The sequence below is a fragment of the Salinivibrio sp. AR640 genome (assembly GCF_001995405.1).
In the GTDB taxonomy this organism is placed as follows: domain Bacteria; phylum Pseudomonadota; class Gammaproteobacteria; order Enterobacterales; family Vibrionaceae; genus Salinivibrio; species Salinivibrio costicola.
Genome location: NZ_MUFD01000029.1, coordinates 14,709 through 27,313 on the forward strand (window position 1 = coordinate 14,709; position 12,605 = coordinate 27,313).

Sequence of the window (12,605 nt, forward strand, 5' to 3'; positions counted from 1 at the left end):
TTATTGCAGCTCGTTAAGGTTCCAGTTGCCGATGTCTTGGTTGACACCGTCGCCCCCTTCTTGGCCATCCGCGCCTAACGAGAAAATATCAATCACCCCATGTTCACCTGGGCTGACATAGCGATAATCGTTATTCCATGGGTCCTGTGGCAAGCGCTTAATGTAGCCTTGATCCGGATAGCTGCGCGGTACCGGCTCACTTTGCGGTTTGTTCACTAACGCGTCTAAGCCTTGATCGGTGGTGGGATATTGGTTGTTATCCAGTTTGTACATGTCCAGAGCATTTTCAAGCGCACTGACATCAGCAATCGCCTTTTTGACCGCGGCTTTATCTTTATTACCGAGCAAATTGGGGGCGACAAAGCTTGCTAATAAGCCAATAATCACCACCACGACCATCACTTCGAGCAGGGTAAAACCGTGTTGACGACGCATCTTGTTCTCCTTATTTATCATTATAAAATTACAATCCGACCATATCGTTCATGGCAATAATCGGCATCAAGGTGGCCACGACAATAAAAAGCACCAATCCTGCCATTAATACGATCATCAACGGGCCGAATATACCTAGTGCCACATTCACTTGGGCTTCAAAATCTTTATCTTGGTTATCCGCGGCACGAGAGAGCATGGGCTCAAGATCACCACTGCGTTCACCACTGGCAATCATGTGCAGCATCATGGGAGGAAATAAGCGCGACTGATCCAAAGCGACACGCAAACTGGCACCTTCCCGCACTTTATCCGCAGCTTCCAATACGCGCATGCGGACGTATTGATTACTCATCACTTGCGCGGCGACTTTCATCCCATCTAATAACGGGATGGCACTGGCCGTGCATATTGCCAAGGTACGCGCAAAACGGGATGTATTCAGGCCGCGAGCCACCCGGCCAATTACCGGCAAGGACAGTATTTTTTTATCCCACACTAAGCGTCGCTGCGTATCCTTAAGCAAGGCTCGGATACTGACACCGATAAGGATCAGTGCGCTCACCACCCAAACCCCCCAGTCGGTAATAAAATCACTGGCGTTCAATAGAAATTGGGTGGATGCCGGCAGCGCCTGACCGGTTTGAACAAATTGACCGACAATATCAGGCACCACGGTGGCCAGTAAAAAGGCGACAATCACCACCGAAAAGAAGGTGAGAATGGCGGGATACAACATGGCTTGTAACAACGTGGACTGAATGCGCTGACGGTTCTCAACATAATCAGCCAAGCGTGATAATACGGTGGATAAATACCCCGCTTTTTCACCGGCAGCAATCATCGCTCGGTAGAGTTCATTAAACACCTGTGGGTAATCGGCTAACGCATCAGCCAAGGTGTACCCTTCCATCACTCGCGCTCGAACACTGGTCATCATGCTGCCTATTCGCGGTTTTTCCGCTTGCTCTGCCACTGCTTTTAAGCACTCTTCAAGTGGCATAGAGGCATCGATTAAGGTCGCCAATTGGCGGGTGATCAACGACAGCTCTTGTGTACGAATACCGCGGTTTCGTTGACTGAACAGTGGCTGCGACGCCGATGCCTTTTGGTTGGCGCGTTGACGACGCGTAGCATTGACGTCGAGCGGGGTAAAGCCTTTGTCACGCAGCTGCTGACGCGCTTGTCGTGCAGTATCGGCCTCAATCACCCCTTTACGCTTACGCCCTCGCGCGTCTAACGCTTGATAGTCAAATGCGCCCATTAGCCCTCCTTGGTGACACGAATCACTTCTTCAAGGGTGGTTTGCCCTTGCAGCACTTTGGTTAGGCCGTCATAGCGAATACTCGGACTTTGCGCACGCACGGCTTCTTCTATCGCATGCTCGCCCGCATCATGATGGATAAGCGCTTGCACCTTCTCGTCGACTGTCAGCAATTCATGAATCCCGGTTCGGCCTCGGTAGCCCTTGTGGTGACAGTGTTCACAGCCATCCGCTTTATAGAGCGTGATCGCCTCGCCGGGGTTCGCCAAGCCTAGCTCGACAAATAACGGCTGCTGCGAGCTATCGGCTTGATAAGGGATACGGCACCGTGGACATAAGGTGCGGACCAAGCGCTGGGCCAGCACGCCGAGTAACGAGGAGGACAACAAGAAAGGCTCAATGCCCATATCACGTAAGCGTGTCACCGCGCCAATCGCCGTGTTGGTGTGCAGTGTCGACATCACTAAGTGACCGGTCAGTGAGGCTTGTACGGCGATTTGTGCGGTTTCTAAGTCTCGAATTTCACCCACCATCACCACGTCAGGATCTTGACGCAACATAGCGCGCAACCCTCGCGCAAAGGTCATATCGACTTTGGGATTGACTTGGGTCTGACCGATACCCGCCAGATCAAATTCGATCGGATCTTCCACGGTGAGGATATTGCGATCCTCACTGTTAATGGTTTGTAATCCAGCATACAAGGTCGTGGATTTCCCTGACCCCGTCGGGCCGGTGACGAGCAAAATACCATGAGGTTTGTGAATCAGTGCGCGAAAATCTTGGTGCAAGCTGGGCACCATGCCCAACTGCGCGAGATCCAGTTGGACGGCGTTCTTATCCAGCAAACGCATGACGACACGTTCGCCGTGAGACGAGGGCATGGTCGACACCCGCACATCCACCGCTCGCCCACCAATACGGACCGAAATACGCCCATCTTGTGGGACCCGTTTTTCGGCAATATCCAGTTTTGCCATCACTTTGACGCGAGACACTAATAAGGGGGCCAACTTGCGGCTGGGGGATAGAACGTCACGCAGCACCCCGTCAACGCGAAAACGGATCGATAACGCATGCTCAAAGGTTTCGATATGAATGTCAGACGCGCTTTCTTTAATCGCTTCGCCTAACATGGCGTTAATCAACTTAATGATCGGCGCGTCGTCTTCCGATTCAAGCAAGTCTTCACTTTGCGGCAGCTCTTCGGCCAACGAGAAAAAGTCGTCGCTGTCGGCATCCGCACCAATGTCAGCCATTAGCTGTTGTGCATCGGCGCTGTCTCTTTGATAAAGGCGAGTCAGATGGTGCTCAAAGTCAGCATCCGACACCCATTCCGGGGCGATATCCGTACCCAGAACACGTTGCACCTCCACCAAGGTCTGCGGTGTTACCGACGCTAAACACAGTAAACGCGGGGTGTCGTTATCGGCCAATACCACCACACCGTGACGACGCGCAAAGCCAAAGGGTAACTGCCAGGTTGTCACCGGTTCAGCCGCTAGCGCCGCAGCACGCTCACTCATCCTTCTAACTCCGCTTGTAGCATACGTACTTCGGCCGGCATCACTGCTTCGCTGTTGTAATCAGGCAGGACCGGTTTTTCAGCGTCAGGCATCAGCTTAACGCCATCTTGGGCGCGCTGTAATTGCTCGGCGCGGATATAGTTGTATTTGCGTTGAGTCACCCCGTCTGCGGTCAAACCGGTACGAATAATGGTCGGCTTAATAAACAGCATCAGGTTTTTCTTTTCGGTTTCGGTCGAGGTCGACTTAAACAAGTGCCCTAAAATAGGAATATCCCCCAACAGTGGCACCTTGGATTCACTTTCGACCGTTCGTTCGTCAATCAAGCCACTTAATACAATCATTTGTTGGTCGCCGACCATCACTGATGTATTCAGTTGACGTTTACCAAAGCGCACATCCACCGCGCCACTGGCGCCAAGCACGTTCGAGACTTCTTGCTCAATATCGAGCAACACCGCGGAGCCTTCATTGATTTGCGGGGTGACTTTCAGCTTGATCCCCACATCTTTACGCTCAACGGTTTGGAAGGGGTTGTCGTTATTCGAGCCCGTTTGCGAGCCGGTGATCACAGGGACTTCTTCACCGACAATAAACGAGGCTTCTTGGTTATCGAGCACCATCAAATTGGGCGACGACAAAATATTCGACTCGTTTTTCGACGCCACCGCGGTCACCAAGGCGGTCCAATCGCCCATGACTACGCCGGCAGCCAAGCCATTTAATCCACCTAATACATTGTTTAATGCCGAGTAATCGCCCGACTCGGTAATCGGAACATTGTACGGAGTACCATCATCCCGATAGCGTACTTCAGTACGAGTAGTATCTTCCGCTGCTTTCTGTCCTGTGAGGTAACTGGTAACACCCACCCCTGCGTTATTAAACTGAATCCCGCCGTTTTCAAGCGATCCCCACTGTACGCCGAGGTTCGCCCCATCGGATTCCGACATTTCGACGATTAAGGCTTCAATCAACACTTGTGCGCGGCGAATATCGAGCTGAGAAATCACGCTCTCAAGGGTTTTTAAAATATCAGGTGGCGCGGTGATCACCAGCGAGTTAGTGCCTTGGTGCGAGGAAATTTGTACCGCTTGATCATTTACGCTCGGTTGGTTTTTCTTCTCTTTTTCTTTTAACAGATTATCGGAGACGCCTTGTAATACATCTACGACGTCTTCCGCTTTCGCATAGCGCAGATAAATCACCCGGCTGTTGCCGGTCGTCGCCATTTCTTGGTCGAGTTGTCGGATAAGTTCAATCACGCGCTCACGGACTTTGGGCTCGCCAGAAACCAACACCGCATTCAGGCGCTCGTCCGCAACAATACGTGGTTCTAAAAGCTCAGGGCGGGTGTTGGCGTTGTCTCGCTTATTGAGGGTGTCGACGATCCGTACCATTTCCGCGGCTGACGCGTGGTCAAGGCGGACCACTTCCACTTTTTTATCGCCTGCTTGATCGACACGCTGAATAATATCGGTGAGCCGATTCACCACCGCGGCACGACCGGTGATCATAATGACATTGGCAGGATCATAGTGCACCACGTTCCCTGCCCCCGCATTATTGATCAGCTGACGCAACAAAGGGGATAGCTCGCGCACCGAGACATTTTTTACGGCAATCACGCGCGTCACGACTTCGTCACCGACCACGTTATCGCCTTCTCCAACCACGGGAACGGGCGAGGTTTTCGCATCTTTGTCGCGAACAACTTTAACAATCCCATTTTCCATCTCAACCACCGCAAAGCCATACACTTCGAGCACGTTAAGGAAAAATTGGTAGTACTGTTCATCGTCTAACGTATTGTAACTGCGTACATTAATGGTGCCGCGTACCGAGGGATCAACGATAATGGTTTTCTCGAGGTTGCGCCCTACAATTTCGATAAACTCTTGAATGTTCGTGCCTTTAAACGAGGCACTAAATTCTGCCGCTCCCGCCGGTAGGCCAGAGAAAAGCAGACTTGCGGCCATCAGATAGGGGATCAGTCGTTGCTTTACGTTCACGTCACACTCCTAAAGCCGCACGGGGCGGTTGTGGTAATTTATAGTTGAATCGAAATGTCATGTTGCTGCCCTTGTCGCTCGACGACTAAATCAAGCGTGCCCTGTTGTTGAATGCGATTGAGAATATCGGGAAGCGCCACCGAACGGCTCAGTGTTAGACCGTTAATAGCGACGGCGATATCACCCGGCTGTAACCCCGATTGCTCAAATAACACCGGATTTTTTCCTGGTGTAAGACGAAAACCTTTTAACTGTCTGGCATCGCCGACCTGCGCTAACTGGACATAATCAAATAACCGCTGAGGATTGCTGGCAAGCTGTCGCGCTAAGTCGGCAGGCCAGTCAGGGCTGGTCTGCCTTGAGATTGGCGTCGGCTTTGGGGGCGTATAGTTACCCTCAGAAGAAGAGAACACGGTTTGCGGTGTACTGTCGGCCTCCACACCCGGCATCAACAAGGCTTCACGACGCGTGCCTTGACGAAGGATAACGCGATCGGACAAGACTTGATCGACACTGACCTGGGTACCTTTAACTTGCTCACCCACACCATAGGTTGCTTGTTGACCACCGTTAGCAATCACCGCTAATGCCCGAGCAGGCTGATTGGAAGCCACCACGCCGACTAAAGTAAGCTGTAAACGGGTCTCAGGCACTTGGCTAACCGACTGCTGGCGCTGTTGCGCGGAAGCTTGGAATCGACCAAATAACTGGGCATTAATCGCGGGCGCCAATGAAAAGGCCCCCTTACTGGCGACTTGGCTCGTCACAACCTGACTACTCGACGGCAAGATAGGTGCCGCGGGAGGCGTGTAGACATGCCACACCAGCCGCCCAATAAGCCAAGCCAGTAAAAGTACTAGCCCACCGTTTAGGCACAGCAGTACCCGACCGCGTGTCAGTGCAGACATCGAGATTGTTCGTTGAGGGCTTCCTGCCTGGATCATCCTTTTAAAACCAATTAATGACACCACATGCCTATTGATGGCCTTTTTCGCCATTAGATTCCACGATTAGATTACGAAAAGCTGGACATACTAGCAAAAACACATTGTGATCTTGAGACTTTTTCATTTATAGCGTGTTTATTTTACCGAAGTCGCAGCGATGACGGGAGGATGAGCTCTGATGCTGTGATACTGCTCTAAAGTAAATTTTATGCTAATGTCGCCGATCCAGATTGCGCAGGAGTTGAGGGATGAAAAAAAGCAAATCAGCACCTTTGACAGCGGTCAGGTTAGATAAATGGCTGTGGGCCGCTCGCTTTTATAAAACACGCTCTATTGCTCGCAATATGATCGATGGGGGCAAGGTGCACTACAATGGTCAACGTGCCAAGCCAAGCAGAATGGTCGAGGTTGGGGCTGAAATACGCTTGCGCCAAGGCCATGATGAAAGAACCATCGCTGTTTTAGCGTTATCGGAGCAACGTCAAGGCGCGCCGATCGCGCAAACCTTGTATCAAGAAACCGACACGAGCCTAAAGAAACGTGAGCACGAGACGGAAATGCGTCGCTTAAATGCCCATAATCCACGTCCCGATGGACGACCGGATAAAAAGCAACGCCGAGATATTCGTAAGTTTAAACAAGGCATAGACTAAGGCCGCAAGTCGCGCCATTGCCGGAGAGAGATTGCATGTCAAACGATCAATTACACCGTTACCTATTCGAAGATGTGTCTGTGCGTGGTGAGCTAGTCAAGCTCGACGAAACCTATCAACGCATCCTGGAGAATCAAAATTTTCCAGCCCCGGTGAATGCTTTACTGGGTGAAATGTTGGCCGCCACCAGCCTGCTTACCGCAACACTCAAATTTAATGGCTCGATCACGGTGCAATTGCAGGGAGATGGTCCTGTGTCGCTGGCGGTCATTAATGGTGATCACCATCAGCAACTGCGCGGCACCGCGCGGGTGAAAGGTGACGTCAAAGAGGATGCGACCTTGCCAGAAATGATGGGCAAGGGCCAACTGGTCATTACCATTGAGCCTGTCGATGGCGAGCGCTATCAAGGCATTGTTGGCTTAGAGTCGGATCATTTACAAGGTTGCTTGGAAGATTACTTCGCACGCTCAGAGCAGTTAATGACCCGTCTTTGGTTACGCACGGGAGAGGTTGACGGCAAGCCGCATGCGGCCGGTATGATGTTGCAAGTGTTGCCTGACGATAAAGGCGACGAAGGCGACTTTGATCACCTTGCCCAGCTGACTGAAACGATTAAAAATGATGAACTTTTCAGCCTCAGCGCCAAAGATGTCTTATACCGTCTGTACCATCAAGAGAAAGTCACCCTGTATCCGGCACAAGATGTGGTGTTTAAATGCAGTTGCTCCCGTGAACGCAGTGCCGGTGCTATTGCCGCGATTGAGCGCAGTGAAGTCGACAAAATGGTCGCGGAAATGGGTACGATCCATTTGCACTGTGATTACTGTGGCACTGACTATGCGTTCGATAGCGTTGATGTGGCGGCAATTTTTGAGCAAAACGCCAGCTCCTCCTCTCAAATGCAATAACCACGTGCTACATTTTTAGCGCTTCGAAGTAAATAAGCTTGACCAAGCTCAAAAGCCAGCACAACGCTGGCTTTTTTCTTATTCCTTCCCGACTTAACTCACATTTTTCTGCGCGTTATTTTTGTACAAACAATAATAGGTCTTTGGGTAGCGCAAACGTTTAACTAAGCGTTACCATGTCTATGACATGGCAGCTGGTGGTCCGTACCCTACAATCACAATAACCCCAGTCTGTCGTCATCTATGGAGTCAGTTCCTGAATCTATATTTCAGGTTGCTAGCACAAAGACAGTTAACACCATCTTACCTCAAGGAGCACCTATGACTGTCCTGAACGTCGAATCTGAGGTCGCTGACATCGATCTTTCCCGTTATGGTCTGGAAAATGTCAAAGAAGTCATCCGTAACCCCTCATATGAGCAGTTGTTCGAAGAAGAAACCAAACCTGGGCTGGAAGGCTACGAGAAAGGCGTAGTGACCGAACTCGGCGCGGTGTCGGTAGACACGGGTATTTTTACCGGCCGTTCTCCCAAAGATAAGTACATTGTTCGTGATGACACCACGCGCGATACCCTGTGGTGGTCGGATCAAGGCAAAAACGATAATAAACCGATCGATCAAGCGGTATGGAATGATCTCAAGGCACTGGTCACACAACAACTCTCTAATAAACGCCTGTTTGTCGTTGATGGCTATTGCGGTGCCAACCCCAACACACGATTACGTATTCGCGTGATCACCGAAGTGGCTTGGCAGGCGCACTTCGTCAAAAATATGTTTATTCGTCCAACCGAGGAAGAGCTTAAAGATTTCGAGCCCGACTTTGTGGTGATGAATGGTGCCAAATGCGTGAACAACCAATGGCGTGAACACGGCCTAAACTCAGAAAACTTTACCGTTTTCAACCTCACCGAACGGATGCAGCTTATTGGCGGTACTTGGTATGGCGGTGAAATGAAAAAAGGCATGTTCGCGATGATGAACTACTTCTTGCCGTTGCAAGATGTCGCATCGATGCATTGCTCCGCCAACATGGGCAAAGATGGCGACGTTGCCATCTTCTTCGGGCTATCTGGAACCGGGAAAACCACACTCTCCACCGATCCTAAGCGCCAGCTTATCGGTGACGATGAACATGGTTGGGACGATCAGGGCGTCTTTAACTTTGAAGGGGGCTGCTATGCCAAAACCATCAAGTTATCTAAAGAGGCTGAGCCAGATATATATAACGCCATCCGCCGTGATGCGTTATTAGAAAACGTCACCGTCCGTGGCGACGGCCGCATCGATTTTGACGATAATTCGAAGACAGAAAACACCCGCGTGTCATACCCCATTTATCATATCGATAATATTGTGAAGCCGGTCTCAAAAGGCGGCCATGCCAACAAGGTGATTTTCTTGTCTGCGGATGCATTCGGCATACTTCCACCGGTGTCTAAATTGACGCCTGAACAAACCAAGTACCATTTCTTATCTGGTTTTACCGCGAAGTTAGCAGGTACCGAGCGCGGCATTACTGAACCCACGCCTGCTTTCTCAGCGGCCTTTGGCGCGGCATTTTTGACCTTGCACCCCACCAAGTATGCGGAAGTATTGGTCAAGCGCATGGAGGCGGCAGGGACTGAAGCCTATCTGGTCAATACAGGCTGGAATGGCTCAGGCAAGCGGATATCCATCAAAGATACCCGCGCGATCATCGACGCGATTTTAGACGGCTCGATCGAAAAAGCCGACACCAAGGTAATTCCAATCTTTAATTTGGAAGTTCCTGTCTCGCTAGACGAAGTGAGCGACGGCATTCTTGACCCGCGTGATACCTATGTTGACCCGCTGCAATGGGAAAGCAAAGCGAAAGACCTGGCCACACGCTTTATCGATAACTTCGATAAATACACAGATACCGAAGAAGGCGCAGCCTTGGTCGCTGCAGGTCCACAGTTAGACTAACCCCTAGCCCCATATTGCTGATGCGATATGGGGCGCTATTCCTCAGGGTGACTGGTTGACTGGTTGAAGTTTGGCAACTTTTGCGCCAATCTTACTGCTACTCGTTGCCTGATAGGATTCATTCATGCGCATCCTGGCCAAACTCTTTGCCAGCTTTTTTATCCTAATCATAATCTCACTGTCAGTGATTTTCGTGTTGCTCCATACGCGACACGCCACCCAGGTTTTTACTGCCCTTATCACCCCTATACTGCCAGGCACCTTAACGGCAGAACAGGTGGACTATCACTGGCAACGCCCGCTTCACCTCACTCTGACGCAACCGAATTACCAATATGGCCATCAACACTGGCAGGCCAATACGGCGCGTGTACAGTTCTCTGTCGAACGATGGTCTCACCTGCAATGGGTAAGGATTGACGGTCTAAGCCTTGACCTGACCGATCGGGCCATAACGTCTCTCGATATGCTACCGGCGACGCTTACCATTGGTCGTGTCCTTTTTAATGATCTTTCCCTGCAAGGACAAGGCTGGCAAGCGCAGCAAGTCAGCGCTCAGCTCGATGATTGGCACAAAGGACAAGCCCCCTTAGGATCAGTTCGCGGCCGCGCGCAATGGGAGGCCAAACAAGTCGACTGGCATGGGCTACAAGCCTCCCGACTTTTAGTCGATGCCACACCAGCGCCTAACGGTTGGCAATTCCGCGGCGTGTCTTTTGAGTGGCAAGGTGCCGCGATCAGCGCCCAAGGCCATTGGCAGCCAGGTGCGCTCGCCTTAACCCAGTTAACCCTGAGCGATGTCATTATCGACGGGGAAGACACGTATCAACGCGTGTCCAACGCCTTATTGCAATGGCCCCACACAACCACGTTAACCATCGACCGTACTGATATTCGCCAACTCAGTGCCGAAACCGAACAGTTTTCGGTGAATGGCCTCACCTTATCGGCCGAGCACATCACCATTGCGCCAAAGACGCCTTGGTGGCAACAGCCTAAGCTGCGTGCATCATTCAACGCTGACTATATCCGCTGGCACACGCAGACTTGGGATCAACCGCTTGGGGATATTGAACGTCACGGCGAAAGCTGGGTGATCCATCAGTTGACCAGTCAATGGCAAGAAGGATTTGTCGGGCTATCCGGGCACTTTTCTAAGCGTCATTGGCAGATTGATAAGCTACAAGCCAATAACCTGACACTCAGTCACGCAGTGCTTTCTCCGCTGATGGCGGCACTCCCGGAGTGGCCAGAGACACTGTTCATTGACGACGTATCACTGAAACATAATCAATGGCTGGCCTTATCGCCGCAGTTTCCTATCAAAATCAGTGGCATTGATGTTAATGGACGCGCATTGCAGCTATCCCCGTTCAAACAATGGCGCTTAACCGATGGCCGTTTGACCGCCAGCGCAAGCCACGCCAGCATCAATCAGCATTGGCTGGCTGAGCCCTATTTGCGCCTCGATGCTGATCAAGGGAAATTAACCCTCCAGCAGCTATTACTGGGCTTCCCTGATGGCCAACTGGCTGTATCAGGAACCTGGGACTTAAGCGCCCCTAGTCAACCATGGTCACTGCTTGTGGATGGGTTACAAATTCCGCTCTCTGTTTATCAAGACTGGTTTGATTGGCCCCTCCCCCTGACAGGGTTTCATGATATTGAGGCAAAGTGGTCAGGGCTGGCAGCGGATCGAGAAAGCTTCAATGTGGGGCTCAATGGCGAGATGGATATCACCTTCTTAGATGCAAAAACCCATGCAGACTCAGACACAAATTGGGCCACACAAATAAGCGCTTGGCTGCAACCGCCAAGCCCCAAGAAGGACAAACAACAGACTTTCCCGTTTGAGACTTTATCCATTGATGCTGATCGCGGCCAACTGACCGGTGCACTGCAAGGCGAGACACGCTTATCCATCCAGTGGCCGATTTATCGCACGGACGCCCCACGCATTCGTTAGCGTAACAAGGCCAACTGAGGGGCAGGTTGTGCGGTAGCGCCATCATCCGAGGGGAGCAGGACATAGGTGCCGGTAAACACACCGGCTTTTTCATCACCACTGAAAAAATCGACTTCTAACGTCACACGGGCACGGCGTCCGTTTTCTAATCGATCGAGCTCGCCACTAAGGTTATCGAGTGACACACTCGCCCGGGGCCGTTCTGCAACCGGACGACGGTAGCGAATATGGCTATCCGCTAGGACAATATCCGCGCTGAGTTGGCGCTCTTTCATCAATAGCCATACCATGCCCCAACCGGTTAACGTCGCAAGGCTGAAAATACTGCCCGCAAACATGGTTTGGCGAGGGTTTAAATTGGCGTTTAAATTGGCGCTCACTTCAAAGCTGTAGCCAGTGAACTGGCTAATTTTGACTCCCATTTTGTCGCTAATCGGAATGTGTGCTTGCCAACGCTGCTGAAGCTCGGTGCACCACTCGGGACGGCGAACCACATCCGATAACGGATCCAAGGGTTTAACCATCTGCTGATGACGTATCGGTCCTCGCTCGTCACTCAGATCGCCCTGACGGAGGAAATCGTGTTGCGCATAAAAGCTCACCGCCTCTTCACGCGCACTGCACACCAGACGCTTAGCGCCCTCTTCCCGCGCCAACGACTCTAACGCCATGAGCACTAAGGCGCCTAAACCACGATTACGATAATCTGGTGACACCGCCATATATCGGATTTGGCCGTCATTGTCTGGGGTTAAGTACAAGCGTCCAATCGCGACCGGCGCGTCATCACTGTCTACGATCATACGATGGCACGCATTAACATCATACGCATCGCGCTCTGAACCACGCGGCGCATGCCATGGTTCTCTTAACATCCGATAACGAAAATCATAATAACGCGCTAGCTCTTGCTCTGTGCGCGGGGTAACGATTCTAAACAT

The 12,605-nt window shown here is 51.4% G+C and carries 10 protein-coding genes; 4 read left to right on the forward strand and 6 right to left on the reverse strand.

The annotated features are described in order from the left end of the window. The 5 genes from gspG to gspC form a co-directional block, all read right to left on the reverse strand. Positions 1–456, reverse strand: a complete 456-nt coding sequence (gspG, locus tag BZG75_RS13100) for a type II secretion system major pseudopilin GspG (RefSeq protein ID WP_033379158.1) — start codon at positions 454–456, stop codon at positions 1–3. A gap of 7 nt (positions 457–463) precedes the next feature. Continuing rightward, on the reverse strand, positions 464–1,699 hold the full coding sequence (gene gspF / locus BZG75_RS13105) for a type II secretion system inner membrane protein GspF (RefSeq protein WP_077577222.1): 1,236 nt from the start codon (positions 1,697–1,699) through the stop codon (positions 464–466). Further along, positions 1,699–3,225 (reverse strand): type II secretion system ATPase GspE, encoded by a 1,527-nt coding sequence (gspE, locus tag BZG75_RS13110; protein WP_077577223.1) that lies wholly within the window; start codon positions 3,223–3,225, stop codon positions 1,699–1,701. The genes gspF and gspE overlap by 1 nt, the downstream gene beginning before the upstream one ends. Continuing rightward, positions 3,222–5,204, reverse strand: coding sequence for a type II secretion system secretin GspD (gene gspD, locus BZG75_RS13115; RefSeq protein ID WP_033379160.1), 1,983 nt, complete (start codon positions 5,202–5,204; stop codon positions 3,222–3,224). The genes gspE and gspD overlap by 4 nt, the downstream gene beginning before the upstream one ends. A gap of 71 nt (positions 5,205–5,275) precedes the next feature. Beyond that, complete coding sequence (gspC, locus tag BZG75_RS13120) at positions 5,276–6,145, reverse strand: type II secretion system protein GspC (RefSeq protein ID WP_158009992.1); 870 nt, start codon at positions 6,143–6,145, stop codon at positions 5,276–5,278. A 287-nt stretch (positions 6,146–6,432) separates the two neighbouring features. Between gspC and hslR the strand changes: the two genes are divergently transcribed. From hslR to BZG75_RS13140, 4 genes are all read left to right on the forward strand, one after another. Next, positions 6,433–6,837: a ribosome-associated heat shock protein Hsp15 gene (gene hslR, locus BZG75_RS13125; RefSeq protein ID WP_021022570.1), complete on the forward strand. Its 405-nt coding sequence runs from the start codon at positions 6,433–6,435 to the stop codon at positions 6,835–6,837. A 35-nt stretch (positions 6,838–6,872) separates the two neighbouring features. Continuing rightward, the gene (gene hslO, locus BZG75_RS13130) at positions 6,873–7,748 is read left to right on the forward strand and encodes an Hsp33 family molecular chaperone HslO (protein WP_021022571.1); all 876 of its coding nucleotides are present in this window, start codon (positions 6,873–6,875) and stop codon (positions 7,746–7,748) included. Between the two features lie 321 nt (positions 7,749–8,069). Next, positions 8,070–9,698: a phosphoenolpyruvate carboxykinase (ATP) gene (gene pckA, locus BZG75_RS13135; protein WP_021022572.1), complete on the forward strand. Its 1,629-nt coding sequence runs from the start codon at positions 8,070–8,072 to the stop codon at positions 9,696–9,698. Positions 9,699–9,822: 124 nt separating this feature from the next. Next, positions 9,823–11,664 carry an AsmA family protein gene (locus BZG75_RS13140; protein WP_077577225.1) on the forward strand — a complete coding sequence of 614 codons (1,842 nt, stop codon included), beginning with the start codon at positions 9,823–9,825 and terminating at the stop codon, positions 11,662–11,664. Here the strand turns inward: BZG75_RS13140 and BZG75_RS13145 are convergent. After that, positions 11,661–12,605, reverse strand: coding sequence for a bifunctional GNAT family N-acetyltransferase/hotdog fold thioesterase (locus tag BZG75_RS13145; RefSeq protein ID WP_021022574.1), 945 nt, complete (start codon positions 12,603–12,605; stop codon positions 11,661–11,663). The genes BZG75_RS13140 and BZG75_RS13145 overlap by 4 nt on opposite strands.

Excerpts from the sequence above, each read along its gene's own strand:
- pckA (WP_021022572.1), top strand. The coding sequence starts at position 8,070 with ATGACTGTCCTGAACGTCGAATCTGAGGTCGCTGACATCGATCTTTCC.
- hslR (WP_021022570.1), top strand. The coding sequence starts at position 6,433 with ATGAAAAAAAGCAAATCAGCACCTTTGACAGCGGTCAGGTTAGATAAA.
- hslO (WP_021022571.1), top strand. The coding sequence starts at position 6,873 with ATGTCAAACGATCAATTACACCGTTACCTATTCGAAGATGTGTCTGTG.
- BZG75_RS13145 (WP_021022574.1), bottom strand. The coding sequence starts at position 12,605 with ATGTTTAGAATCGTTACCCCGCGCACAGAGCAAGAGCTAGCGCGTTAT.
- gspD (WP_033379160.1), bottom strand. The coding sequence starts at position 5,204 with ATGGCCGCAAGTCTGCTTTTCTCTGGCCTACCGGCGGGAGCGGCAGAA.
- gspF (WP_077577222.1), bottom strand. The coding sequence starts at position 1,699 with ATGGGCGCATTTGACTATCAAGCGTTAGACGCGCGAGGGCGTAAGCGT.
- gspC (WP_158009992.1), bottom strand. The coding sequence starts at position 6,145 with ATGTCTGCACTGACACGCGGTCGGGTACTGCTGTGCCTAAACGGTGGG.
- BZG75_RS13140 (WP_077577225.1), top strand. The coding sequence starts at position 9,823 with ATGCGCATCCTGGCCAAACTCTTTGCCAGCTTTTTTATCCTAATCATA.
- gspE (WP_077577223.1), bottom strand. The coding sequence starts at position 3,225 with ATGAGTGAGCGTGCTGCGGCGCTAGCGGCTGAACCGGTGACAACCTGG.
- gspG (WP_033379158.1), bottom strand. The coding sequence starts at position 456 with ATGATAAATAAGGAGAACAAGATGCGTCGTCAACACGGTTTTACCCTG.